Source organism: Inquilinus sp. Marseille-Q2685, assembly GCF_916619195.1.
GTDB lineage: Bacteria > Pseudomonadota > Alphaproteobacteria > DSM-16000 > Inquilinaceae > Inquilinus.
In genome coordinates, this window is sequence record NZ_CAKAKL010000001.1 from 945,299 (window position 1) to 970,118 (window position 24,820).

26 protein-coding genes and 1 other RNA gene are annotated in these 24,820 nt (G+C 70.9%); 4 read left to right on the top strand and 23 right to left on the bottom strand.

Annotated elements, in window-relative coordinates:
• Positions 1–13 precede the first annotated feature (13 nt).
• The 19 genes from tilS to LG391_RS04510 form a co-directional block, all read right to left on the bottom strand.
• Positions 14–1,303: a tRNA lysidine(34) synthetase TilS gene (tilS, locus tag LG391_RS04420; protein ID WP_225766771.1), complete on the bottom strand. Its 1,290-nt coding sequence runs from the start codon at positions 1,301–1,303 to the stop codon at positions 14–16.
• 266 nt (positions 1,304–1,569) lie between these two features.
• Positions 1,570–2,490 (bottom strand): tol-pal system protein YbgF, encoded by a 921-nt coding sequence (ybgF, locus tag LG391_RS04425; RefSeq protein WP_225766773.1) that lies wholly within the window; start codon positions 2,488–2,490, stop codon positions 1,570–1,572.
• A gap of 196 nt (positions 2,491–2,686) precedes the next feature.
• Positions 2,687–3,163, bottom strand: a complete 477-nt coding sequence (pal, locus tag LG391_RS04430) for a peptidoglycan-associated lipoprotein Pal (RefSeq protein ID WP_225766776.1) — start codon at positions 3,161–3,163, stop codon at positions 2,687–2,689.
• Positions 3,164–3,285: 122 nt separating this feature from the next.
• Complete coding sequence (gene tolB / locus LG391_RS04435) at positions 3,286–4,599, bottom strand: Tol-Pal system beta propeller repeat protein TolB (protein ID WP_225766777.1); 1,314 nt, start codon at positions 4,597–4,599, stop codon at positions 3,286–3,288.
• A gap of 16 nt (positions 4,600–4,615) precedes the next feature.
• The gene (locus LG391_RS04440) at positions 4,616–5,140 is read right to left on the bottom strand and encodes a hypothetical protein (protein ID WP_225766778.1); all 525 of its coding nucleotides are present in this window, start codon (positions 5,138–5,140) and stop codon (positions 4,616–4,618) included.
• 657 nt (positions 5,141–5,797) lie between these two features.
• Positions 5,798–6,313, bottom strand: coding sequence for a protein TolR (gene tolR, locus LG391_RS04445; protein WP_225766779.1), 516 nt, complete (start codon positions 6,311–6,313; stop codon positions 5,798–5,800).
• Positions 6,313–7,044, bottom strand: coding sequence for a protein TolQ (tolQ, locus tag LG391_RS04450; RefSeq protein ID WP_225767635.1), 732 nt, complete (start codon positions 7,042–7,044; stop codon positions 6,313–6,315). The genes tolR and tolQ overlap by 1 nt, the downstream gene beginning before the upstream one ends.
• A gap of 11 nt (positions 7,045–7,055) precedes the next feature.
• Entirely contained in the window at positions 7,056–7,490 is a 435-nt protein-coding gene (ybgC, locus tag LG391_RS04455; protein WP_225766780.1) for a tol-pal system-associated acyl-CoA thioesterase, read from the bottom strand.
• The gene (gene ruvB, locus LG391_RS04460; protein WP_225766781.1) at positions 7,487–8,524 is read right to left on the bottom strand and encodes a Holliday junction branch migration DNA helicase RuvB; all 1,038 of its coding nucleotides are present in this window, start codon (positions 8,522–8,524) and stop codon (positions 7,487–7,489) included. Before ruvB ends, ybgC begins: the two co-directional genes overlap by 4 nt.
• Positions 8,521–9,147, bottom strand: a complete 627-nt coding sequence (ruvA, locus tag LG391_RS04465) for a Holliday junction branch migration protein RuvA (RefSeq protein ID WP_225766782.1) — start codon at positions 9,145–9,147, stop codon at positions 8,521–8,523. Before ruvA ends, ruvB begins: the two co-directional genes overlap by 4 nt.
• A complete protein-coding gene (gene ruvC, locus LG391_RS04470; protein WP_225766783.1) occupies positions 9,144–9,653 on the bottom strand; it encodes a crossover junction endodeoxyribonuclease RuvC in 510 nt (169 codons plus the stop codon). Before ruvC ends, ruvA begins: the two co-directional genes overlap by 4 nt.
• Before the next feature lie 59 nt (positions 9,654–9,712).
• Positions 9,713–10,462, bottom strand: a complete 750-nt coding sequence (locus LG391_RS04475; RefSeq protein ID WP_225766784.1) for a YebC/PmpR family DNA-binding transcriptional regulator — start codon at positions 10,460–10,462, stop codon at positions 9,713–9,715.
• A gap of 218 nt (positions 10,463–10,680) precedes the next feature.
• Positions 10,681–11,520 (bottom strand): TIGR00282 family metallophosphoesterase, encoded by an 840-nt coding sequence (locus LG391_RS04480; protein WP_225766785.1) that lies wholly within the window; start codon positions 11,518–11,520, stop codon positions 10,681–10,683.
• A gap of 12 nt (positions 11,521–11,532) precedes the next feature.
• On the bottom strand, positions 11,533–12,123 hold the full coding sequence (locus LG391_RS04485; RefSeq protein WP_225766786.1) for a 5-formyltetrahydrofolate cyclo-ligase: 591 nt from the start codon (positions 12,121–12,123) through the stop codon (positions 11,533–11,535).
• Between the two features lie 31 nt (positions 12,124–12,154).
• A non-coding RNA gene (gene ssrS / locus LG391_RS04490) (6S RNA) lies at positions 12,155–12,315 on the bottom strand.
• 13 nt (positions 12,316–12,328) lie between these two features.
• Positions 12,329–12,655: a cell division protein ZapA gene (locus LG391_RS04495; protein ID WP_225766787.1), complete on the bottom strand. Its 327-nt coding sequence runs from the start codon at positions 12,653–12,655 to the stop codon at positions 12,329–12,331.
• 4 nt (positions 12,656–12,659) lie between these two features.
• Positions 12,660–12,890 (bottom strand): hypothetical protein, encoded by a 231-nt coding sequence (locus tag LG391_RS04500; RefSeq protein ID WP_225766788.1) that lies wholly within the window; start codon positions 12,888–12,890, stop codon positions 12,660–12,662.
• A 36-nt stretch (positions 12,891–12,926) separates the two neighbouring features.
• On the bottom strand, positions 12,927–14,012 hold the full coding sequence (locus LG391_RS04505) for an Ldh family oxidoreductase (protein WP_225766789.1): 1,086 nt from the start codon (positions 14,010–14,012) through the stop codon (positions 12,927–12,929).
• Between the two features lie 83 nt (positions 14,013–14,095).
• Positions 14,096–16,120 carry a glycoside hydrolase family 3 N-terminal domain-containing protein gene (locus LG391_RS04510; protein ID WP_225766790.1) on the bottom strand — a complete coding sequence of 675 codons (2,025 nt, stop codon included), beginning with the start codon at positions 16,118–16,120 and terminating at the stop codon, positions 14,096–14,098.
• Positions 16,121–16,461: 341 nt separating this feature from the next.
• Here LG391_RS04510 and tkt point away from each other — a divergent pair, with 341 nt between their 5' ends.
• Entirely contained in the window at positions 16,462–18,453 is a 1,992-nt protein-coding gene (tkt, locus tag LG391_RS04515) for a transketolase (RefSeq protein ID WP_225766791.1), read from the top strand.
• Positions 18,454–18,548: 95 nt separating this feature from the next.
• Positions 18,549–19,556, top strand: a complete 1,008-nt coding sequence (gene gap / locus LG391_RS04520; protein ID WP_225766792.1) for a type I glyceraldehyde-3-phosphate dehydrogenase — start codon at positions 18,549–18,551, stop codon at positions 19,554–19,556.
• Positions 19,557–19,727: 171 nt separating this feature from the next.
• Here gap and LG391_RS04525 read toward each other — a convergent pair whose 3' ends face one another.
• Positions 19,728–21,074 carry an ammonium transporter gene (locus LG391_RS04525; protein WP_304608394.1) on the bottom strand — a complete coding sequence of 449 codons (1,347 nt, stop codon included), beginning with the start codon at positions 21,072–21,074 and terminating at the stop codon, positions 19,728–19,730.
• A gap of 270 nt (positions 21,075–21,344) precedes the next feature.
• On the opposite strand from LG391_RS04525, the gene LG391_RS04530 reads away from it, so the two are divergent.
• Both LG391_RS04530 and LG391_RS04535 read left to right on the top strand, forming a co-directional pair.
• Positions 21,345–22,484, top strand: a complete 1,140-nt coding sequence (locus LG391_RS04530; RefSeq protein WP_225766793.1) for a succinylglutamate desuccinylase/aspartoacylase family protein — start codon at positions 21,345–21,347, stop codon at positions 22,482–22,484.
• 193 nt (positions 22,485–22,677) lie between these two features.
• Positions 22,678–23,130, top strand: coding sequence for a dihydroneopterin aldolase (locus tag LG391_RS04535; RefSeq protein WP_225766794.1), 453 nt, complete (start codon positions 22,678–22,680; stop codon positions 23,128–23,130).
• 5 nt (positions 23,131–23,135) lie between these two features.
• Here the strand turns inward: LG391_RS04535 and LG391_RS04540 are convergent, their stop codons facing one another.
• From LG391_RS04540 to gstA, 3 genes are all read right to left on the bottom strand, one after another.
• Entirely contained in the window at positions 23,136–23,510 is a 375-nt protein-coding gene (locus tag LG391_RS04540; RefSeq protein ID WP_225766795.1) for a 4a-hydroxytetrahydrobiopterin dehydratase, read from the bottom strand.
• Positions 23,511–23,571: 61 nt separating this feature from the next.
• Positions 23,572–24,165 carry an isochorismatase family protein gene (locus LG391_RS04545; protein ID WP_225766796.1) on the bottom strand — a complete coding sequence of 198 codons (594 nt, stop codon included), beginning with the start codon at positions 24,163–24,165 and terminating at the stop codon, positions 23,572–23,574.
• A 25-nt stretch (positions 24,166–24,190) separates the two neighbouring features.
• Entirely contained in the window at positions 24,191–24,805 is a 615-nt protein-coding gene (gene gstA, locus LG391_RS04550; protein WP_225766797.1) for a glutathione transferase GstA, read from the bottom strand.
• Between the last annotated feature and the right edge of the window lie 15 nt (positions 24,806–24,820).

A 24,820-nucleotide genomic window follows, 5' to 3' on the forward strand; every position in this document is an offset into this window, starting at 1 on the left:
TATAGCGCCGCCTCTAAACAACCGGGAATCCATTCGGCAGCAGCGGCCGAAGCGGCTCGAACCGCAGGAACAGGCCGGTTTCGGTCGCTTCCATGACCGGCCGGCGCAGCACACGGCCGTTCCGCCACAGCGCCGGCAGCACCGCGGCGGCGTCGAAGGGCAGGCCCTCGGGACGCCCCTCCCCGGCCGCGGCGTCGCCCCAGGCTGCGATCCGATCGTCCGGCGCGGCATCCGCAGGCGTTTCGATGCGGAAACGGCCGTCCCAGAGCAAGGATGTGCCGGGCAGCGGGCCGGCCACCTCGGGCAGGCGGCGGCGCTCGCGGAACACCAGCAGCCGGTCGCCGGCCGCGCGAAGGCGGCAATGGCCGAGGGTGCGACCCAGCAGCGCACCGCCCTGCACCGCGCCGGCCAGCCGTTCCAGCGCGTCGAAGCGGGCCTCTGTGCCGCCGCCGATGCAGGCGGTGACGGAGGCGAGCAGCCGGCGGGCGATCTCCGGATCCGCCTGGCGCAGGGCCGGAAGGTCGATCGCGGCATAGCCGGCGGGGTCCAGCCGCACGATGCGCGCGCCCAGCTCGGCGGTGAAACGCTCCAGCGCCGCCCGGGCCTGGCCGGCGCGGCGGGCCAGGGCGAACAGCCGGTCGTCGGTCAGCCCTTCCGCCGCCAGCACCTCGCGGGCGGCCCGCAGCCGGGCGCGGGCGTAGCGGCTGCGGCGGTTGGAGGGATCGTCGGCCGGGACCACGCCGAACCCGGCGCAGGTGGCGACCAGCCGGGCCTTCGGCAGGTCCAGCAGCGGCCGCAGCAGCCGGCCCCAGGGCGCCGGGCGCCAGGCGGCCATGCCGGCCAGCCCGTCGACGCCGCTGCCCTTGGCCAGGCGCAGCAGCACGGTCTCGGCCTGGTCCTCGCGGTGATGGGCGACAGCCAAGTCGCGGATGCCGGCCTCACGGCAAGCCCGGTCCAGCAGGGCGTAGCGGGCGCAACGCGCCTGGTCCTGCGAGGCCCGGGCGGGGGCATCGGTCCAGGTCAGGATCCGGTGCGGAATGTCGTGGCGGGTCAGGGAAGCGCCTGTGGCGGCGGCTTCGGCGGTCGAGTCCGGGCGGAGCCGGTGGTCGACGGTCAGGGCCAGGATCTGGCCGCCCCTCTGCCGGACCCAGCGTGCGGCGAGGAGGCTGAGCGCCATGCTGTCGGGGCCGCCCGAGACGGCGACGGCAAGGCGGAAAGGCCGGTCGAACGGGCCGAGGCGGTCGAGCCGCGCGGCGAATTCCTCATCCGAGACGGGCTCGGCGACGACCGGGTTGGCCTGCATATCTCACCCCCCTTGCGCCCTGCGTCGCCTTGCGGCGAGTCGGATGAGGGCGCGGGCCACGAAGAGCGTATCGGGTTATACGGGCGAGTGGCCCGCGCCCGCAGGCGGCCGTCGCGAGGCGACCCTCCGGGCCGGTTGAACATGCCGGCAGGGTGCGTCGAACGGCTTCCGCGATGTATCACATCGCGCTGCACCGCTCTCCTGCCCTGCCAGCATGTTGAACCGGCGCAGGACGTAAGGGGGGTGGGATATGCAGGCTTCATGCATCAGCAGCGCATCAGCAGCTGCTGGTCCTTGGCACGGCGCAGCATCTGCGCCGGGGCGTCGGGATAATCCGCCACCAGCCGGGCGAAGGCGTCGCAGGCCGAACGCTCCTGCCGGGCGGCGACCAGCGACTGGCCCAGGCGCATCAGGGCGTCCGGCGCCCGCGGTCCGCGCGGATCCATCGACCAGGCGGCGTTGAAGGCGTTGGCCGCCTCGCCCGGCCGGCCCTTGGCCAGCAGGGACTCGCCGAGCCAGTAATTGGCGTTGCCGGCCAGGCCGCCGCCGGGGTCGGCGGCGATGACCTGGCTGAATCCAGCGATGGCGCCGTCATAGTCGCCCTGGTTGTACAGGCCCTGGGCCTGGTTGTACCAGGCCGTGGCGTCGCCCGGCGCCGCCCCGCCCAAGCCGTAGGATTGCGGCTCGGTCGAGGCGAAGGCCGGGACCGGGGGCGCGGAGCCCGGATCGGCCGCGCCCATCTCCTGCGGCGCGCCCAGGCTGTCGCCCTGGCCGTCGTAGACCGGGGGCCGCGGCTCGGCGTCGGACCGCTTCGGCGGCACCAGCGGCGTCGGGGTGAAGGGCTGCGGCGTCCGTGGCGCGGCCGGGGCGGTCTGGGCCGGCGCCCGCTTGGCGGGAGCCGGGGCCGGGGCAGCCTTGGTGCTGCCGCCACCGCCGCCTTCGAGCTCGTTCAGCCGGAACTCGATATCGGCCTGGGCCCGCTTCAGCTGATCGGCGAGCTGCTGGTTCTGATACTGCAGCTGCTCGATCTGGCCGGTCAGCTGCGAGATCTGCTGCTCCAGCGTGCTGACCCGGACCTCGAGCTGGGCCTCGTAGCTCTGCGCCCGTCCGGGCCCGGACGGGGCCAGGACCGCGACGGCGAGCGCCGCGGCCGCAAGAATACTCCATCGCCTCTGCGAAACCGGCATGTCGCCTCCACCTCCTGGTTCGGGGCACGGGTTCGGTCTTGGCCGCAGGACCGATCCTGAGCCGATCCCAGCGGCGAAAATAAGACGCGCCGGTCGCAGCGACAACGGCAATGCCGCTGCCGCCGCCCGGCGCGCAAGTCGTCCGACCGGCCGGCGGGCCACGCCGCGAAGGCGCCGCCCGCCGTCCCGGCGGCGATCAGTTGACGACGGTGACCGCCCGGCGGTTCTGCGCCCAGGCCGACTCGTCGTGGCCCGGCACCGCCGGACGCTCCTTGCCGTAGCTGATGGTGGTGACCCGCGACGGAGCCACGCCATTGGCGATCAGGTAGTTGCGCACCGAGTTGGCGCGGCGGTCGCCGAGCGCGAGGTTGTACTCGCGGGTGCCGCGCTCGTCGGCGTGGCCTTCGACGGTCACGGCGACGTTCTGGTACTGCTGCAGCCAGCCGCTCTGCTTGTTCAGCGTGGCCTGGGCCTCGGGGCTCAGGTCGAAGCCGTTGAGCGAGAAGAACACCCGGTCGCCGATGTTCTGAGCCAGATCCTGCTGCGAGCCGGGAACGGCGGTGCCGCCCGTGCCGAGGCCGCCGGCGCCGGCACCGGTGCCGGCGTTCTGGGTGGAGCTGCAGGCGGTGGCCAGCAGCAGAGCCCCCATGAGGGACACAATCTTGAGACGCATGGTTCTTTGCCCCTGACGTGGATCCGACTTTACGATTCGGAAAGCGGTTGAGGGAAAAGCAGGTTACTGCCCGCTCCGCAAGGTATTTCTTGCGGTATTTCTAGCATTTCTGCGGCTTGTCGTCACGGCAGCAGCGGCGACCAGGCGGCGTCGGACGCGTCGAAGGGCGTCGGCACCGCGGCGCTGACCCGCCCGGTGATGTCGACGGTGACCAGCTTGCTGCTGCCGCCGCCGCTGGCCGTGTACATCAGCACGCGGCCGTTCGGCGCCCAGGTCGGGCCTTCCGCCAGGAAGCCGGAGGCCAGGTCCCGCTCGCCGGTGCCGTCCGGGCGCATCACGCCGACCGAGAAGCTGCCGCCCGTGATCTTGGTGAAGGCGATCAGGTCGCCGCGCGGCGACCACACCGGGGTGCCGTAGCGGCCCTGGCCGAAGCTGAGGCGGCGCACGCCGGAGCCGTCGGAGTTCATGATGTAGAGCTGCTGGCTGCCGCCGCGGTCGCTCTCGAACACGATCTGCGACCCGTCCTTGGAATAGGAGGGCGAGGTCTCGATCGAGGGGTCGGAGGTCAGGCGCTGCACCGACCGGGTGCGCAGGTCCATGACGTAGATGTCGGTGTTGCCGGCCTGCGCCATGCTGAAGATCACCCGGTTGCCGTCCGGGCTGAAGCGCGGCGAGAAGGTCATGTTGGCGAAGTCGCCCAGCGATTCCTGCCGGCCGCTGCCGAGGTCGAGCAGATAGACCCGCGGCTTGTTGTTCACATAGGCCAGGTAGGTGATCTGCTGCGTGTTGGGCGAGAAGCGCGGCGTCAGCACCAGCTGGGAGCCATCGGTCAGGAACTGATGGTTGGCCCCGTCCTGGTCCATGATCGCCAGGCGCTTGACTCGGTTGGTCTCGGGCCCGGTCTCGGAGACGTAGACGACGCGGGTGTCGAAATAGCCATCCTCGCCGGTGACGGCGCGATAGATCTCGTCCGCGATCTTGTGGGCAACGCGGCGCATCAGGGCGCTGTCGCCGGTCAGGGTCAGGCCGGTCAACTGCTGCTCGGCCGCGACGTCCCAGAGCCGGAAGTCGACGTCGAAGCGGCCGTCGCCGCGCGGCCGGACCTGGCCGGTGACCAGCGCCTGGGCCGCCAGCACCTTCCAGTCGGCGAAGCGCGGACCCTGCTGCAGCGAGGCCGCATCCTGGGTGAAGGCGCGCGGGTCGATCGGCGCGAACAGGCCGGAGCGCTGCAGATCCGCCGTGATGATCTGGCTGATCTGGCTGCCGACCGAGTCACCGGGGAAGTCGGTGATCGCGATCGGCATCGGCTGGGTCACGCCCTGGTTGATGTCGATCCGGATCTCGGCCTGGGCCGGCGCCGCCGTCAGGGAGAGGGATACGACCGCAGCCAGGGCGGCCAGCGTGGTCTGGAGGAAGCCTCGTTTCATTCTCTGCACCTCGGTTCCTGGCTGGTCAGAACATGTCCTTGGGATCGAACACAAGAAGGAACGAATCGTTCGGCCACCCGCCGCTCGGCATCGGCCAGGGCTGGCAGGTCGGGTTCGCGACGGCCCGCCGGGCGGCATTGGCCCAGGCGCGATCGCCGCCATCGTCGGCGACAGTGATGTCCTGGGGCCGGATGGTGCCGTCGGGCTGGACCTGGGCGACCCGGATCTGGACGACCGGCTTGTTCATCGCGCCTTCCAGTGGGCCGGTGTTCCAGCACTGCTTGACCGTGTCGCGGATGGCGCCTTCGTCGCCGCGCGACAGGCGGGTCTCGCGGCCGCCCTGCCCTGCCGCCCGCTGCTGGCGGTTCGACTGGCGGCTGGACTGGCGCCCGCCGGTCTGGCCGTCCAGAAGGCCCGCGATCTCGTCGTTCTGCGGCTGCGACGGCGCAGTCGACCGCGTCGGCGTGGCCGCGCCCTGCTGCGTCGGCGCCGGCGGCGGCGCTTTCGGGCGCGATCCCGGACGCGGCGCCTCGGTCGGCGAGATCGCCATCGGGTCGGCCTGCGCCGTCTCGGCCGGCGGGGTCGGCGGCGACGGCGTCGGGGTCGGCTCCGCCTGCGGCTTGCCCGAGGGCGGGTTCGGCCGCTGCTGCGGCGGGGGGGGCGGCGGTTGCGTCGTCGGCGGAGGTGGCGGCGGCGGGCGCGTTGCCTCGGGCGACGGCGCCTGCACCGGCGGTGGCGGCGGCGCGGGCGGCGGCGAGTCGGGGTCGGCGGCGTCGGCAGCTCCGGCGCCTGCGGCGTGGCCTTGGGCGTCGGCGGGGTCGGCGGCGGAGGCGGCGGCGAGGCCGGCTCGGGCTCCGGCGCCGGCCGCGCCTGCGGCGTCGGCTCGGACTGGCGCGGCTGCGGCAGTTGCGCCACCTTCGGCGGCTCCGGCCGCTGCGCCGGCGGCTTCGGCGCCGGCGGGGTCTTGGCCGCGGCCGGCGGCGGCGGCGCATCGGCGTCGCCCGTGGCCTCGGGGGCCGGCGGGCGGTCCGGCGCGATCTCGCCGGTCGCGCCTGCGCCGACCGCGTCGGCGCTGACGATCTCCACCGGCACGACCGCGATCGCCGGCGCGTCGCGCCGGAACAGCGGCAGCCCGAACATCAGCACGACCAGCAGGATCGCGTGCAGGGCCAGGGAGATGATGAGACTGGGACGCATGGGGCTCTTGTCAGCGCCTCGGTACCGGTGCGGCGGCCGCCGGAGCCGGCGTCAGGGCAGCCTGCCCCTTCGGCGTCTCGGAGATCAGCGCCACCCGGGTGAAGCCGGCGGAGGTGATCGCGCCCATCACCTGCATGATCCGGCCATAGGCCAACGCCTGGTCGCCGAACACGAAGATCCGGGTCTCGTTCGGGCCGCCGCCCGCGGCCGAGGCCTGGGCCTTGGCGATCGCGGTCAGCATAGGCACCAGGTCCTCCATCGCCACCTGCTTCTTCTGCACGTAGATCTGGCCCTGGGCGTCGATGGTGACCTGCAGCGGCTCCTCCTTGGTCGGGATGTTCTGGGCCCGGGTCTGCGGCAGGTCGACCGGCACGCCGACGGTCAGCAGCGGCGCCGTGACCATGAACACGATCAGCAGCACCAGCATGACATCGACGAAAGGCGTGACGTTGATGTCGGCGTTGGGGCGGAGGGTGCGGCGGCCGCCGCGCCCCCGGCCGGTGGCGTGGGAGAGCGAGACACCCATCAGCTGCGGTCCTCGAGATAGCGCGACAGGATCGCGCCGAACTCGCCGGCGAAGTTCTCCAGCCGCTCGGCGTATTTGTTCAGGTCGTTCGAGAACTTGTTGTAGGCGGTGGTGGCGGGGATGGCGGCGAACAGGCCGATGGCGGTGGCGAACAGCGCCTCGGCGATGCCCGGCGCCACCACGGCGAGGCTGGTGTCGGCCTGGGCGGCGATCGACTGGAACGAGTTCATGATGCCCCAGACCGTGCCGAACAGGCCGACGAAGGGCGCGGTCGAGCCGACCGAGGCCAGCACGGTCATGCCGCGCTCGACCCGGCCCAGCTCACGCGTCATGGTCACCTGCATCACCCGGTCGATGCGCTGCTGCAGCCCGGCACGCATGCTGCCGGACTGGCTGAGGCCGCGGTCGGCGGCGATGCGCCATTCCTTCATGCCGGCGGCGAAGGTGGCGGCCATCGGGTCGGGCGGGTTGGCGCCGACCTGGTCGTACAGGTCGTCGAGCGACCCGCCGGACCAGAACGCATCCTCGAAGGCATCGGCCTGGCGGTTCAGGCGCCGCACGCGGATCCACTTCTCGAAGATGATCGCCCAGCACCAGACGGATGCCGCCAGCAGCAGCAGCATCACGAATTTGACGATCACGTCGGCCTGCAGGAACAAGCCCCACATGCTCATGTTGTGCACGGCACCCTGCCCGACCGCCTGGGCGGTTTCGATCACCGACTGCTCCATACCTTCGCCCTTCACTCCGCCGCGTGCGACGCGGTCTGGTCCTTGATCGCGTTGAAGACCTCGCGAAGCCGCGGCGGCATCCGCGCCGCCCGGCCGTCACGAGTGATGCAGGCCAATTTCAGCAGCAATGTGACGATGTCGTCCCCATCGCGCCGGATCGCCTGCGACATTTCGAGACTGGCGCCGCCGATCGCCGTCACCCGCGTCTCGACCAGAAGCTGGTCGTCCAGGCGGGCCGAACGGCGGAAATCGATGGCGCAGTGGCGCACGGCGAAGGCGATGCCGGTCTCTGCCAGCATCGACCACTGCTCGAACCCCGCCGCGCGCAGCAGCTCGGTCCGCGCCCGCTCGGCGAAGCGCAGATAGGAGGCGTGGTAGACGATTCCCGATCCGTCCGTGTCCTCCCAATAGACCCGGACGGGGAAGCTGTGCGGCGCTGCGGTCACGGCTCGTCTTCCAGCAGGTCGAGCTGGGAGGCGGCACGCTTCGGCTCGGCCAGGCCGAGCGCGCGGTAGCCGCGGTCGCCCAGGACGCGGCCGCGCGGCGTGCGCTGCACCAGGCCCTGCTGCAGCAGATAGGGCTCGATCACGTCCTCGATCATGTCGCGCTGCTCGCTCAGCGCCGCCGCCAGCGTCTCGACCCCGACCGGGCCGCCGCCGTAATGCTCCGCGATCAGGCGCAGATAGCGCCGGTCCATGGCGTCCAGCCCGGCCTCGTCGACGTCGAGGCGGCGCAGCGCCTGGTCGGCGGCGCGAGCGTCGATCTGCGCCAGCCCGGCAACCGCGCCGAAATCGCGCACCCGGCGCAGCAGCCGGCCGGCGATGCGCGGGGTGCCGCGGGAGCGCTTGGCGATCTCGTGCGCCCCCTCGCCGGTCAGCGGGCAGCCGAGCAGCCGGGCGCCGCGGCTGACGATCGATTCCAGCTCCGGCGTGCCGTAGAAGTTCAGCCGCAGCGGGATGCCGAAGCGGTCGCGCAGCGGCGTGGTGATCAGCCCCGACCGGGTGGTGGCGCCGACCAGGGTGAAGGGCGGCAGGTCGATGCGGACCGACCGCGCGGCCGGCCCCTCGCCGATGATCAGGTCGAGCTGGAAGTCCTCCATCGCCGGGTAGAGGATCTCCTCCACCGCCGGGTTCATGCGGTGGATCTCGTCGATGAACAGCACGTCGCGCGGCTGCAGGTTGGTCAGGATCGCCGCCAGGTCACCGGCGCGGGCGATCACCGGGCCGGAGGTGGCGCGGAAGCCGACGCCGAGCTCGCGCGATACGATCTGGGCCAGCGTGGTCTTGCCCAGGCCGGGCGGACCGAACAGCAAGACGTGGTCCAGTGCCTCGGCCCGGCTGCGGGCGGCGGTGACGAAGACGCGGAGATTTTCGCAGACCTCGCGCTGGCCGACGAAATCCTCCAGCGTCTGCGGCCGCAAGGAGGAGTCGTCGTCGCCCTGGCGCTCGCCCGTGACGATGCGGTCGGTGTCGCCGGTCATGACGCCAGCTCACGCAGCGCGGCGGGGATGATCGCCGACACGGTCGCCTCGGGCCCCAGCTTGCCGCCGGCCCTGGCCACGGCGGCGAAGGCCTCGGCCCGGCCGTAGCCGAGATTGACCAGGGCGGAGACCGCATCGGCCGCGGCGCCCGCCTCGGCCGGCGCGGCAGGGGCTGCAGCGCCGCCGCCATGGAAGGCGGCGACGGCCGGCCCGAGGGCGATGCCGCCGACCTTGTCCTTCAGTTCCGACGCGATCCGGCCGGCCAGCTTCGGCCCGACGCCCTCGGCCCGGGCCAGCATCGCCTTGTCGCCGGCGGCGATCGCGGTCGCCACCTGGTCCGGCGACAGCACCGACAGGATGGCCAGCGCCACCTTCGCGCCCACCCCCTGCACCGTGGTCAGCAGGCGGAACCAGTCCCGCTCCGCCGTATCGGCGAAGCCGTAGAGATGGATGTGGTCCTCGCGCACATGCGTCTCGACGTGCAGCGCCACAGCCTCGCGCGGGCCGCCGAGCAGGCCGAGGGTGCGGCGCGAGCAGAAGACCAGATAGCCGACGCCGTTGCAGTCGATGACCGCATGATCGGCCCCGGCGCTGTCCAGCAGGCCGCGCAGCCGGGCGATCATCGCGCCACCTGCAGCCGGATGCCGGCGATGCTGGCCTCGGTCTGGCGGTGATGGGCGTGGCAGATCGCGACCGCCAAGGCGTCGGCCGCGTCCGGGGTCCGGAAGGTGGTGCCGGGCAGCAGCATCCGCACCATGTGCTGGACCTGGGTCTTGTCGGCATGGCCGGCGCCGACCACGGACTTCTTGATGTGGTTGGCGCCGTATTCCGCGACCCGGATTCCGGCCAGGGCCGGCACCAGCAGCACCACGCCGCGGGCCAGGCCCAGCTTCAGGGTCGAGGTCGGGTTCTTGTTGACGAAGGTCTCCTCGACCGCCGCCTCATCCGGCGTCCACTCCCGCAGCACCGAGGCCAGCCCGTCATGCAATTGCACAAGCCGCGTGGCGAGATCGGCCTTGTCGTCGGAATCGACGCTGCCGTCGGCGATGTAGCGCAACCGGTTGCCGTCGACATCGAGGACGCCCCAGCCGGTGTGGCGCAACCCGGGGTCGAGGCCGAGGATCCTCATCGGCGCTCCATCCCCCCTGCCCTCGCCATCCCCCGAAATTCCATCACCCCTCCGCCGGCTCAGGCCGTGAGCCGCGCCATGATCTCGTCCGGGATCTCGAAATTGGCCGAGACCCGCTGCACGTCGTCGCTGTCCTCGAGCGTGTCGAGCAGCTTCAGCAGCGACGCCGCCTGCTCCTCGTTCAGCGCCACGCTGTTCAGCGGCCGCCAGACCAGGCCCGAGGAATCCGGCGTGCCGAACTTCTCCTCCAGCGCGTCGCGCACCGCGGCGAAGCCCTCGACCGTGGTGGTCACGGTATGGGTCTCGTCGTCGCTCTGCACGTCGTCGGCGCCGGCCTCCAGCGCCGCTTCGAACATCGCGTCGGCGCTGGCGGCCTTGGCCGGGAACACCAGCTCGCCGACCCGGTTGAACATGAAGCTGACCGAGTTGGTCTCGCCCAGCGATCCGCCATGCTTGGCGAAGATCGACCGGACCTCGGCGGCGGTGCGGTTGCGGTTGTCGGTCAGCGCTTCGACGATCACGGCGATGCCGGCCGGGCCGTAGCCCTCGTAGCGGATCTCGACATAGTCGCTGTCGTTGCCGTCGCCGGTGGCGCGCTTGATCGCCCGCTCGATATTGTCCTTCGGCATGTTCTCCTTGCGCGCGGCCTGGATGGCGGCGCGCAGGCGCGGATTCATCGCCGGGTCGGGCAGGCCGAGCTTGGCGGAAACGGTGATCTCGCGCTGGAGCTTGGTGAAGATCTTGGCCCGCTTGGCGTCCTGGGCGCCTTTGCGGTGCATGATGTTCTTGAACTGTGAATGACCGGCCATGGGGCTGCGCCTGACTGACTTGGAGAACTCGCGGCGGGAGACATATGCGGCCGGCCCGGCGACGGCAAGCGCCACCGCACGGTCACCCGCGCCGCGTTAGGCCCAGACTATGGCGCTTTTGTGGCCCGGAGGAAAGGGACACGAAAATTTCCGGTCCCGGATATTCCGTTTCCCAGCAATCGGATAGACGCAATTGTAGAGAAACAAGGTGAATAGGATCAGCTTGCCGAGTCGGCAGGGGCGAAGCCGGCCGGCCAAGCCGGGGCCAACCGTCCGCCGAGGCGCAGAGGCTCGGCCCTTCGGGCGAGTCCCGTGGTCTCGTCGGTCTCCAGCACCAGGCCGCAGATCGTCGGCTGGCCGTCGGCCGGGGTCAGCCGCTCGGTCGGCATCTTGCGGATGAAGCGGGCGATCGCCGGCTCCTTCACCATGCCGATGACGCTGTCGTAGTCGCCGCACATGCCGGCATCGGTCTGATAGGCGGTGCCGCCGCGCAGGATGTGCAGGTCCGCGGTCGGGACATGGGTGTGGGTGCCGACCACCAGCGTCACCCGGCCGTCGAGATGGTGGCCCATCGCCATCTTCTCGCTCGAAGCCTCGCCGTGGAAGTCGACGATGATAGCGTCGACCACGCCCGGCATGGCCATGTCGGCCAGCAGCCGGTCGACCGCGGCGAAGGGGTCGTCCAGCGCGTCCATGAACAGCCGCGCCATCAGGTTGATCACCAGCACCTGCCGGCCGCCGCGGGCCTGCAGCAGGGTCGCGCCGCGCCCGGGCGTGCCGGCCGGGAAATTGGCCGGGCGCACGATCCGCGGGTCGCGGTCAATCGAGCCCAGCAGCTCGCGCTGGTCCCAGACATGGTTGCCGGTGGTCAGGCAGTCGACACCCGACTCGTAGAACTCCTCGGCGATCTTCTGGGTGATGCCGAAGCCGCCGGCCGAGTTCTCGCCGTTGACCACGACGAAATCGAGGTCGAGGCGCTGCCGCAGCCGCGGCACCTGCTCCATCACCGCCAGGCGGGCGGCGCGGCCGACGACGTCACCCAGGAAAAGAATGCGCATCCGAAATCCGTCTCAAACAGCGATGCGGATCGCCTCGCGATCCGTCACGATCCAATCCAGGGCCTCGTCGTGCAGGCCGACCGGCACCGCCGTGACCTCCTGCCCGGCATAGCCGATGCCGACCGCGACCACCCGCCGCTGCGCCCGCAGCCCCGCCAGGGTGCGGTCGTAGAAGCCGGCGCCGTAGCCCATGCGGAAGCCCTTGCGGTCGAAGCCGAGCAGCGGCACGAACAGCAGGTCGGGCACCCGCTCGGCCGCCGAAGGCGCCGGCACCGACACCCCGAACACGCCCTCGACCAGCGGCGCCTCGGGCGTCCAGTCGCGGAAGATCAAAGGCTGGCCCTTGCCCTGAACCACCGGCACGCAGGCGGCATGGCCGCGGTCGATCGCGGCGCGCAGGAGCGGCAGCGGGTCGAGCTCGTCGTCGATCGGCAGGTAGCCGCTGACCACCCCGCCCGGCGGCAGGGGAATCGCCTGCAGGACGATGTCGCGGAGCCTCTCGCCCGCCTCGGCGCCGTGGTCCCGGTGGTAGGCCGCACGCCGCTCACGCGCCACGGCCCGGAACGCCCTCTTGGCGTCGCGCAGCTCGGTCCCGTCAGGCATGGCGGCTGGGAGAGAAGGAAAAAGAAGTGGCAGCGGAGCCGCATCGGCCGGTGGTCATATCGTCTCCTCTTGGGCCCTGCAACAGCAGGTGGGTGCCGTGTGTCCAGGACCACGATCCCGGCAGGGACAGCCCCCTAAGAGAAGCGCATCGGCCCCAGGGACAAAGCGACCTGTCGCACCGCGCAGCCCCGCTCCGCGAACAGATTTAGGGCGTCTCGACCCGGGCTGCAATGGCCTCGATCCGATCGGCGAGTTTCTGCAGCCGCGACGCCAGCTCCGGGTCGTCCAGCGGCGACGGCGCCGGGGCGGGCGCGCCCGGGACCTTGCCCTCGCGCAGGTCCAGCAGCTCGTCGCCCAGCATCAGCGCGACCATGACCAGGAGATGGGTGTCGGTCGCGGTCCGCACCGAGCCCTGGATCTCGCGGATCCGCTCCGCCACGAAGGCAGCGACCTCGCGGACGCGACCTTCCTGCCCGTCCTCGCAGGCGATCGGATACGGACGGTTGTTCAGAGTGATTTCGACCCGGGCCACGGCGCTACTTTTCCAAAAGGGTCTCGATGCGCTGGATCACCTGGTTGACCCGCGCCGCCACCGTCGCCGTGTCCTCGCGCAGCTCGGTCTCAATCTCGGTCACCGCCTGCGAGCGCACGCGGTCCGCGATCTCGTCGATCTGCGTCTGGCGACGCTCCTCCTGGGCCGCCACGGCGGCGTCCAGGCGCTCCAGGGCGCGCTCCAGGCGGTCGAGCTCCGCGGTCAACCCGCTCATGGGCGGGACTCCAGATCCAGCGTCATCCGGGTGAAACTATGCGCCGGCCTGCGCCCCGTCAACGGAAGCCTCCGGTACCGCGACGCCGACGGTGCCGGCGAAGGCTACGAGACGCTCCCAGGTGCGGCGGTCCAGCGGCACGCCGAGCCGGGCACGCTCCGCCGCCTCGCGCTTCTCCGGATCGCCCGGCGCCATCACCTCCTGCCCGGCCTGGGCCGGCTGCGTCCGCAGGTCCGAGAGAATCGCCGCGAGCGATTCCTCGAAGCCGCCGGCGGCGAAGGCCCGCGGCTTCAGCAGCAGGAAGAAATGGCCGATCTGCACCGGCTGGCCCGGGCCGGTGAACTTGGTCATGCGGAAGCCGTGCGGCATGCCGGTCAGGCTGGCGCACAGGATCTCGACCATCATCGCCAGGCCGGCGCCCTTGTAGCCGTAGCCCAGGCCGCCGACCGGGATCAGGCCGGTGGCGACATGCGGATCGGTGGTGGCGATGCCGTCGTCGCCGACCGCGACCTCCGGCGGCAGCGGGGTGCCGGTGTCGCGGCGCAGATGCACGCGGTTCAGCGGGATGGCGCTGGTCGCCATGTCCAGCAGCACCGGCTCCTCGTCCCGCGCCGGGGCGGCGAAGCTGATCGGGTTGGTGCCGAAGAACGGCCTCACCCCGCCATGCGGCACCACCAGCGCATCGGCATGAGTGCAGCCGAAGGCGACGAAGCCGCGCTTCGCCGCCGCCAGGGTGTAGACGCCGGTGGCGCCGTGATGGGAGGAGCGGGTGACCACGGCGGCGGCCAGTCCGGTCCCCTCCGCCAGGCTTGCTGCCTCTTCGATGGCGCGGTAGCTGGCGAGGTGGCCGAGCCCGCCATCGGCGTCGACCACGACGCAGGCCGGCGCGGTTCGGGTGGCGGTCACCGCCGGTGCCGGATTCACACGCCCGTTCTGCAGCTGGTCGAGATAGAACGGCACCAGCCGCACGCCATGGGTGTCGACGCCGCGGGCCGAGGCGTCGGTCATCGCCCGCGCCGTCGCCGCCGCGCTGTCCTCCGACATCCCGGCGCCGCGCAGCAGCGCCGCCGCGAAGTCCTCCAGCGCCGCCCGCGTCAGGCGCACCCCGTCGAAACGCTCCATCCCTCGTCTCCGAAAACCCTCTCGCCGGCGCCGCCGCCGTTATGTCCGACGTATGTAGCGCGGCGCCGGGACGGTCTCCAGACTTATTCGGCCGACGCGACAGGCCCGCCGTAGCGGAGGCCGAAGCCGAACGGGTACAGCGGCGCCCGGCTGTCATAGGGCGCGTCCGAGGCCTGGGCCAGCACCGCCGCCATCGAGGACGGCAGCTCGAAGGGCAGCCGGCCGCGCGGCCGGGCCTTGCCCTGCAGCACGTCCAGCAGGGCGTCGTCGGTGACGCCGAAATTGCCCAGCAGCGCCGCGGCGCGGCTGGCGACGTTGGTCAGCACCGCCGGCCGGTCGAGATAGACCGTAACCACCGTCGGCACCACGGCCGAGGCGCGCTTGATCGCCTCGTAATCGGCATCGCCGTCGCGGAAGTCCAGCCGCCCTTCATGCTGCCGGCTGCCGAAGGTGTAGTTCGGGTGCAGGATCTCATAGGGCGTCGCCGTCCGCACCAGGGCGAAATCGGCCAGGGCCGGGTCGTCGACCACGGTGAAGCCGCGGGCGCGCACCGCCGCCGCGTCGACATTGTGCAGCCAGACCCGCTTCAGCGAGGGGTTCAGCGGCAGCATCGGCCGGCCGCGGCCGGCGCCGCGCACCGCCGCGGGCCTGTTCTCCAGCAGCACCAGCGAGGCCTGCTGGGCGGCCTTGCCCTCCGCCACGAAGCGGGCGTTGCCGGCGATGCGGCCGGCCGCCGCCTCGTCGACATAGGGGTTCTCGAACAGGCCGAGGGCGAATTTCTGCACCAGGATACGGACCACCGACTGATCGATCCGGCGCTCGCTGACCTGGCCATCGCGCACCGCCTGCACGATCGGCGCCGGATCGTCGCTGGTGCCGCCGAACTGGTCGATGCCGGCGTCGATCGCCTTGACGAAGCGCTGCTGGACCGTGGCCTGCTCCATCCCCCAGGGCGTGCCGAAGCCGGCGAAGCCCGGCGCCTGCCCGTCCGGCCAGCCGTCGCGGCAGTGGGCGTCGCAGTCCTGGGTGATCGCCCAGTCGCTGAGGATCAGACCGTCGAAGCCGTAGCGGCCGCGCAGCAGGTCGGTCAGCAGCTGCTTGCTGAAGCCGGCGCCGACCCGCTCCAGCGGCCGGCCGAACAGGGTCAGCCCCGCCGGCGGCACCGAATAGGTCGGCATCACCCCGGCCACGTCGGCGGCGAAGGCGCCGCGGAAGGCCCGGACATGGTCCTGGAAGCGGCCGGCCGGGAAGGTCAGGTCCTGGCCGTAGTGGTTGTGGCCGTCGAAGCCGTCGACCGCGGCGCCGTAGCCGACCCAGTGTTTCACCACGGCGACGACGCTGCCGCGGTTGAGGCCGCGCTCGCCGTTCTGGAAGCCGGCGACATAGGCCTCGACCAGGCGGCTCGCCAGGTCCGGATCCTCGCCGAAGGTGCCGTTGATGCGCGGCCAGCGCGGCTCGGTCGACAGGTCGGCCTGCGGCGACAGGGTCATGCGCAGGCCGATCGCCTCGTATTCCTGCCGGGCGATGTCGCCGAAGCGGCGCACCAGCCGGGGATCGCCGATCGCTGCCAGCCCGGTCGTCTCCGGCCATTGCGAGAACGCCGTGTTCTCGACGCTGGCGCCGGGCACGTACTGGAAATGGTTGCGGGGGTCGGAGGCGAGCATCACCGGGATGCCCAGCCGGGTCTGCTCGGCCGCCGCCTGCGCCTGGTTGGCGGCCAGCGCCTGGGCCTGCGCCGTGCCGGCCAGGCGGCTGATCATGGCGCCGACATGCCGGCCGCCGATCAGCGCCGACAGCGACTCCGCGGTCCAGCCGTCGCCGGTCGCGGTCGAGACCGGCGTGGCGTGCAGCATCTGGCCGGCCTTCTCCTCCAGCGTCATGCGCCGGACCAGGTCCTGCGCCCGTACCGCCGGCGGCAGGCGGCGGTCCTCATAGGGATCCAGGCGGCCGTTGCGGTTCAGGTCCTTGTACGGGAAGCCGCGCTCCGCCAGCAGCGGCGCCGAGCGCGCGGCCAGGGCCGGCATGGAATCGGCGAGGGCCGGGCCGCAGGCCAGCCATCCACCCAGGCCGATCGCGGCCGCGGCAGGCCAGAAACGGGACAATTTCATTGCTCTCCCCTCCTCCGATGTCTTCGTTGGCTATAGAGCGATTCCACATTTCATCAATTCAAATCCGAGACCGTGAATGTTTATGCAGAGAGGATCAAAGATTTCGATTTGAATTCTCTAAAACTTTATGTTTTCGAACCAGTGAAGCCGGCAATCAGCCATGCGTGACCGGGAAATTCCGCTTCGCCAATGTCCGACCTTTCCGCCGGCATTTCGGGCCCGAATTGGGCATTTGGTGGCATTGACGCGAGGGCACCGGGGCTGCATGGTGCCGCCGCCCCGACGAGAACCACGCGCGGGTTCTCGTCGGGGGTCCCCGTGCCCCGCAACGGATCGATGCCATGAGCGACAGCCCCCGGACCGTGACCCACTCAGACATGGCGAACGCCATCCGCTTCCTGTCCCTGGACGCGGTCGAGGCGGCGAAGAGCGGCCATCCCGGCATGCCGATGGGCATGGCCGACGTCGCCACGGTGCTGTTCAGCCGCTACCTGAAGTTCGACGCCGCCGCCCCGACCTGGGCCGACCGTGACCGCTTCATCCTGTCCGGCGGCCACGGCTCGATGCTGCTCTATTCGCTGATGTACCTGACCGGCAACAGCAAGATCACGCTCGACGAGATCAAGCATTTCCGGCAGCTCGGCCACCACACTGCGGGCCATCCCGAGGTCGACCACGAGGCCGGGATCGAGACCACCACCGGGCCGCTGGGCCAGGGCCTGGGCAACGCCGTCGGCTTCGCCCTGGCGGAGCGCATCCTGAACGCCCGCTTCGGCGACGATCTGGTGAACCACCACACCTGGGTCACCTGCGGCGACGGCGACCTCGAGGAGGGCATCAGCCACGAGGCCTGCTCGCTGGCCGGTCATCTCAAGCTCGGCCGGCTGATCGTGCTGTACGACGACAACCACATCACCATCGACGGCCCGACCAAGCTGTCCTTCAGCGACGACACCCAGAAGCGCTTCGAGGCCTATGGCTGGCACGTCCAGCGCATCGACGGCCACGACACCGACGCGATCGCCGCCGCGATCGACGCGGCGCTGGCCGATGACCGGCCGAGCCTGATCGCCTGCAAAACCATCATCGGCTGGGGCGCCCCGAACAAGCAGGGCACCAGCGCCACCCACGGCTCGCCGCTGGGCAAGGACGAGGTCGCCGCGACCCGCGAGCACCTCAACTGGCCCTACCCGCCCTTCGAGGTGCCGGAGGCCACGATCGCGGCCTGGCGCGAGATCGGCAAGCGCGGCGAGGCCGAGCGCCTGGCCTGGGACCAGCGCCTCCTGAAGACGCCGGCCGAGATCCGCGCCGCCTTCCGCCAGGCCAACACCGGCGCCCTGCCCTCCGGCCTCGACGGCATCCTGGCCAAGTTCAAGGCCGAGATCTCGGAGACCAGGCCGAGCCTGGCCACCCGCGTCGCCTCCGGCCAGGTGCTGGAGCTGCTGGTGCCGGCCATTCCGGAGCTGATCGGCGGATCGGCCGACCTGACGCCGTCGAACAACACCAAGACCAAGGCCTCAACCGATATCGAGCCCGACAAGTACGGCGGCCGCTACGTCCGCTACGGCGTGCGCGAGCACGGCATGGCGGCGGCGATGAACGGGCTGGCGCTGCATGGCGGCATCATCCCCTACGGCGCCACCTTCCTGACCTTCACCGATTATTGCCGCCCGTCGATCCGCCTGGCGGCGCTGATGCGCCAGCGCGTCGTCTTCGTCATGACCCATGACTCGATCGGCCTCGGCGAGGACGGCCCGACCCACCAGCCGGTCGAACATGTCGCGGCGCTGCGGGCGATCCCGCATCTCCTGGTGTTCCGCCCTTGCGACGCGGTCGAGACCGCCGAGGCCTGGCAGATCGCGCTGGAGACCGAGGACGCGCCGTCGGTGCTGGCGCTGACCCGGCAGAACCTGCCGACGCTGCGCCGCAACGCCAATGCCGAGAACCTGTCGGCCAAGGGCGGATACATCCTCGAGGAGGCGACCGGCACGCCGCGCGTGCTGCTGGTCGCCACCGGCTCGGAGGTGTCGATCGCCAAGGAGGCGCGCGACGCGCTGGAGGCCGAGGGCATCGGCACCCGCCTCGTCTCCATGCCCTGCTCGGCGCTGTTCGACCGCCAGCCGTCGGATTATCGCCGCCGGGTGCTGGGCCAGGGCGTGGTCCGCATCGCGGTCGAGGCCGGCGTGCGCCAGGGCTGGGACCACTATATCGGGCCGGAGGGCGGCTTCGTCGGCATGACGGGGTTCGGCGCCTCGGGCCCCTACGACCAGCTGTACAAGCATTTCGGGATCACGGCCGAGGCGGTCGTCGCCGCCGCCAAGGCCAAGCTGTAACGCCGAGGCCGGGAACCAGCCCTTCCCAGACGGAAGGGAACGGGTTGGTTTCCCATCCGCTATCGGTACGAGACCATCGGATCGGAGAAGACGACATGGCCGTGAAGGTTGCCATCAACGGGTTCGGGCGCATCGGGCGCCTGGTGCTGCGGGCGCTGATCGAATCCGGACGCAAGGACATCGAGGTGGTCGCGATCAACGACCTCGCCGACGTCAAGACCAATGCCCATCTGCTGAAATACGACAGCGTGCACGGCCGGGCGCCGTTCGACGTCCAGGTCGAGGGCGACACGCTGATCGTCAACGGCCACGGCATCAAGGCGGTGCAGCAGCGCGACCCGACCCAGCTGCCCTGGGGCGAGCTCGGCGTCGAGATCGCGCTGGAATGCTCCGGCATCTTCACCAAGCGCGACGACGCCGCCAAGCAGCTGACGGCCGGCGCCAAGAAGGTTCTGATCTCGGCCCCGGCGACGGACGAGGACCTGACCGTCGTCTACGGCGTCAACCACGACAAGCTGACGGCCGAGCACAAGATCGTCTCCAACGCCTCCTGCACCACCAACTGCCTGGCGCCCGTCGCCTGGGTGTTGCACGAGGCGATCGGCATCGATCACGGCTTCATGACCACGATCCACAGCTACACCGGCGACCAGCGCATCGTCGACACGATGCACAAGGACCTGCACCGGGCCCGGGCCGCGGCGCTGAACCTGATCCCGACCTCGACCGGCGCCGCCAAGGCCGTCGGCAAGGTGCTGCCGGAGTTGAAGGGCAAGCTGGACGGCACCTCGATCCGCGTGCCGTCGCCGAACGTCTCGGTGGTCGACTTCAAGTTCGTCGCCAAGCGCCCGACCACGGTCGAGGAGATCAATGCGGCGATCAAGCAGGCCGCCGGCGGCAAGCTGAAGGGCATCCTCGGCTTCTACGAGGAGGATCTGGTGTCGACCGACTTCAACCACGACCCGCACTCCTCGATCTTCGCGATCAAGGAGACCAAGGTCATCGACGGCACCTTCGTCCGGGTGCTGAGCTGGTACGACAACGAATGGGGCTTCTCGAACCGGATGGGCGACACGGCGATCGCCATGTCCCAGGCCCGCTGACACGGATGCCGTACCGCAAGTCCGCTGACGCGGACGCGGTTCAGGACTGCGGGAGGGCGGCTTCGGCCGCCCTCTTCCTTTTTTGCCCAAGAAATCGGCAGTCCGCCCCATGGGCAAAAAAGAGGGGCGTCCCGAGGGACGCCCCAAGTCTGGCCGCCACTTTGCGACGCGCTATTGCACCGCCTCGCCGTGCAGGGCGAGGTCGAGGCCGTCGCGCTCCGCCTCTTCCGAGACCCGAAGGCCCATGACCGCCTTGATCAGGAACAGCAGCACCAGGGTGACGACACCGCTCCAGACCAGGGTCGCGATCACGCCTTCGGCCTGGACCCAGAGCTGGGCAGGATTGCCGTAGAGCAGGCCGGCATAGTCGCCCGCCCCGGCCGAGATCGCCGGGTCGGCGAAGACGCCGGTCAGCAGGGCGCCGACGATGCCGCCGACGCCATGGACGCCGAACACGTCGAGCGAGTCGTCATAGCCGAACGCCTTCTTGACCGAGGTCGAGGCGATGAAACAGACGATGCCGGCGACGATGCCGATCACCAGCGCCCCGGTCGGGTTGACGAAGCCGCAGGCCGGGGTGATCGCGACCAGGCCGGCCACCGCGCCGGAGATGACGCCGAGCACGCTCGGCTTACCCTTGGCCGCCCATTCCACAAACATCCAGGCCAGCGCCGCCGCCGCCGTGGCGATGTGCGTCGCCGCGAACGCCATGCCGGAGCGGCCGTCGGCGGCGAGCCAGGAGCCGGCGTTGAAGCCGAACCAGCCCACCCACAGCAGCGAGGCGCCGATCACGCTGTAGACCAGGTTGTGCGGCGCGAAGGCATGCGCCGCGCCGGTGCCGTAGCCCTTGCGCTTGCCGATCACGATGCAGGCGACCAACCCGGCGATGCCGGCGTTGATGTGCACCACGGTGCCGCCGGCGAAGTCGAGCACGCCCAGGCCGAAGAGCCAGCCGTTCGGCTGCCACACCCAATGGGCCACCGGCGCGTAGACGAGCAGCGACCAGAGCAGCATGAAGACCAGCAGCGACGAGAATTTCATGCGGTCGGCGAAGGCCCCGACGATCAGCGCCGGCGTGATCGCGGCGAAGGTCATCTGGAACATCATGTAGACCGATTCCGGGATGACCGTGGCCACCGGCGTCGCCGCCCCGCCCTCGCCGAGCGTGAACACGCCCGAGACCGGCAGGCCGTTGAGGAAGAAGCGCGAGAGGTCGCCGAGATAGGGACCGCCATTGGTGAAGGCGAGGCTGTAGCCGAGCACCATCCAGGCGATGCTGATCAGGCAGGTCGTGGCGAAGCACTGCATCAGCATCGACAGCACGTTCGCCTTGCGCACCATGCCGCCATAGAACAAGGCCAAGCCCGGAATGGCCATCATCAGGACCAGCAGCGTGGAGGTCTGCATCCAGGCCGTCGCCCCCGCATCCGGCGTGGCCGGCGCGTCCTGCGCCAGCGCCGGCAGGGCCAGCAGCAAGGCCGCCCCGATTGTTCCTATCCCCCAAAACGTCCGCTTCATTGAGTGTTCTCCAGCCTACGTCCTTCCGGCTGACGGTCGGCAGCCGCCCTGTCGGCACCGGCACGAACCGCCCTTCGCCCCGGTCCAAGCAAGTGTCGTGCCGATTTTGCCGGAGTGAGCGAAGGCGAGCCTCTTCATCGACGAGCAGATCATGGCTGGTCAAATTTTAGGCAATGAATGCAGCGCTGACGAAAATTTGGACAGCATCGTGGCGGATGCCTTCCTGCGGCCGCTGCGCTAGGGTGCCGCGCCCTTAGCCAGAGTGCCGCCATGAGCAAGACCGTCAGCCAGATTCCGCTGCCCTCTCCCAGCCCCGGGACCAGCCGCACCGTGACCGTGCACCGCTACGGCCGGCCCGGAGCGCGCCCCAAGGCCTATGTCCAGGCCGGGCTGCACGCCGACGAGCTGCCGGGCATGCTGGCCGCCCATCATCTGCTGCGCCGCCTGGACGCGCTGGACGCCGCCGGGGCGATCGAAGGCGAGATCGTGGTGGTGCCCGCCGCCAACCCGATCGGGCTGTCGCAGTCGGTGCTGGAGTATCATGTCGGCCGCTTCGCCCTGGATGGCCGCGGCAACTTCAACCGCCACTACCCGGACCTGGCCCCGATCGTGGCGCCGCGCATCGCCGGGCAACTAACCGGCGACGCCGACCGCAACGTCCGGCTGGTGCGCGCTGCCCTGCTGGCGGCGCTGGCGGAGCAGCAGCCGGTCGACGAGACCGGCGCCCTGCGCAAGACGCTGCTGGGCCTGTCGATCGACGCCGATCTCGTGCTGGACCTGCATTGCGACAACCGGGCGCCGGTGCATGTCTATCTCGGCACTCCGCTGTGGCCGGACGCCGAGGACCTGGCCTGCGAGTTCGGGGCCGAGGCGGTGCTGCTGGGCGAGGAATCCGGCGACAACCCGTTCGACGAGGCGAATTCGGCGCCGTGGTGGATCCTGCGCCGGCTGCTCGGCGACGAGCATCCGCTGCCGCCCGCCTGCCTGGCGGCGACGATCGAGTTGCGCGGCCAGGCCAATGTCGACGACGACACGGCCGGGGCCGACGCCGACGCGCTGATCCGCTTCCTGCAGCGCCGCGGCGTGCTGGCCGGCGACCCCGGCCCGCTGCCCGCGGCGCGGTGCGACGCCACGCCGCTGGCCGGCAACGAGATGCTGCGCGCCCCGGTCGCCGGCATCGTGACCTATTCCCGGCCGCTCGGCGCCCGGCTGCGCCGCGGCGAGCACGTCGCCGACATCGTCGACCCGACCGCCGATCCGGCGCAGGGGCGCACGCCGCTCCACGCGGGGGTCGATGGGGTGCTGTGGTCGCAGTGCCTGCACCGCCTGGTGCGGCCCGGCGACATCGTCGCCAAGATCGCCGGCGCCGAGCCGATCGAGGGCCGCGGGGCCATCCTGCTCACGACCTGATCCGTCCCGGATCCGCCTCGCCGCGGTGGCGGGAGCCATGCACGCCATGCGTGCACTTCCCTCTCGCCTTCCCCGGCCGATCACGGCAGGATGCTCCTGCTTGGGCCATTGCACGGCCAGACTGCCCGTGCCTCGCCATCGGACCCTCGGCCGGCAGAGTCACGGCCCAGGTCTCCGCCAATCGGATCGCCCCATGAGTGCCCCGAACCGTTCCCCGATCCCGCTCGTCACGCGCGCCGGATCGAAGCCGACATCATCCTTTCCGGCGGCCGAGACCGCCCGCGCGGCCACCTATCTGATCCGGCTGCGCCATTTCGTCGTGCCGATGTCGATCGGCGTCTATGCCCATGAGGAGGAGCGGCGCCAGCGCGTCCGCATCAGCGTCGAGATGGAGGTCGAGCTGCCGGCCGGCGGCATCGGTGACGACATCGGCCGCGTCCCCTCCTATGAGGGGCTGGTGCAGGGCCTGCAGGCGCTGGCCGAGAAGGAGCATGTCCGGCTGATCGAGACCGTCGCCGAACATGTGCTGGACCTCGCCATGGCCCATCCGATGGTGCTGCGGGCGGTGGCCGAGGTCGAGAAGCTCGACGTCTTCCCCGAAGCCGATTCCATCGGCGTCCGCTTCGAGCGCCGCCGCGAGGGCTGAGCCCCTCAGTCGTACTTCAGGTAGGCGAAGCGCGGGTCGGACGGCGTGCCGTCCAGCCCGGCGCCGTCGCGGGCCGGCTGCCAAGCCACCACCTCCTCGATCTTGCGGGCCAGGGCGAAGTCGCGGTCGGTGATGCCGCCGCCGGCATCGTGCGTGTTCAGCCGCACCTCGACCCAACCCCAGGAGGCGGCGATCTCCGGATGGTGCCAGGCGGCCTCGGCCAGGTGGCCGATGGCGCCGACGGCCAGCATCGTGCCCTTCCAGCCATGCGTCTCGTAACGTCGGCGGATGGTGCCGCCCTCGAAACGCCAGCGCGGCAGGTCGCGGGCCAGGCGGGCCTCGACCTCCGCGGGCGGATAGGCGTGCGGTTTGGCGGCCATCGCGGTTCTCCTGGTGGATCGGCGGCCCCGGCGGGCCGCCCCTTCCCGCAAGGATAGTGCGTCAGTCGCGGACGGCATCCCCCCGCGCCGCCACCACGGCGAAGCGGTCGGCCAGGGCGGCCAGCGCCGCCCGGTGCACCTCCGCCGCCGGCCGCACGCCGCCCAGCGGGTCCGGCAGGTCGCGGCTGGCGCAGGCCGCGGCCACCACCGTGCTGAACAGGCCGTGATCAACCGCCGAGCGGGTGGTGGCGTCGACGCACATATGGGTCATGAAGCCGACCGTCACGAGCGTCTTGCGGCCGGTCGCGGCGATGCGCTCGGCCAGGTCGGTGCCGGCGAAGGCGTTGGGCAGGCCCTTCTTCACCACCACCTCACCCTGCGCCGGCGCCACCGCCGCGATCGGCGCGACATAGGGGCCGTCGACGTCGAACAACCCGCCCTTGCGCTCGTTCAACACATGGATGACCGGGGTGCCCAGGCGGCGCGCCCGGGCCAGCAGGGCCGCGGCTTCCTCCACCGCCGGGCCGACGCCCGGCAGGGCCAAGCCGCCATCGCTGTATTCGCGCTGCATGTCGATCAGGACCAGCACCGACTCCGACAGGGCGGCAGGCTCCAGCTTGGCGCCGGCGTGGTCGAGCAGGGTCTTGGGATGCATGGATCGTCTCCTGGATGGCAGGGAATCAGGCGGCCTGCGCCGACGTCTCGGCGGCCAGCGCGGCGGCCACCGAAGGGCGGGCGCCGATGCGCTGCACATACTTCGCGATCGCCGGCCAGCGGCCGAGGTCGATGGCGAAGAACCGGGTCCAGCCGAGCAGCGTGAACAAATACACGTCGGCGACGCTGAAGCCGCCCTCGAGCAGGTAATCCCGGGCCTGCAGCGCGTCCTCGACCACGGCAAGGCGGCGGAACAGCTTGTCGCGCAGGATCGCCTTCGCCTCCTCCGGCAGCGCCGGGTTGAACAGCGGGCTGAAGCCGGCATGGATTTCGCTGGTGATGAAGCTGAGCCATTCCTGCAGCCGCACCCGCTCCCACGTCCCGCTGGCCGGCGCCAGACCGGCTTCGGGCTTGAGATCGGCGAGGTATTGCACGATCACCGCCCCCTCGGTCAGCACCCGGCCGTCGTCGAGCTGCAGCGCCGCGACATAGCCCTTGGGGTTGACCGCCAGGAAGTCGCCGCCGTCGGCGGTTTTCTTGGTCCGGTTGTCGACCCGGACCAGGGTGTAGGGCAGGCCGAGCTCACGCAGCACGATGTGCGGCGACAGCGAGCAGGTGTCGGGGGCGTAGTACAGCTTCATCGGACACTCCGGCAT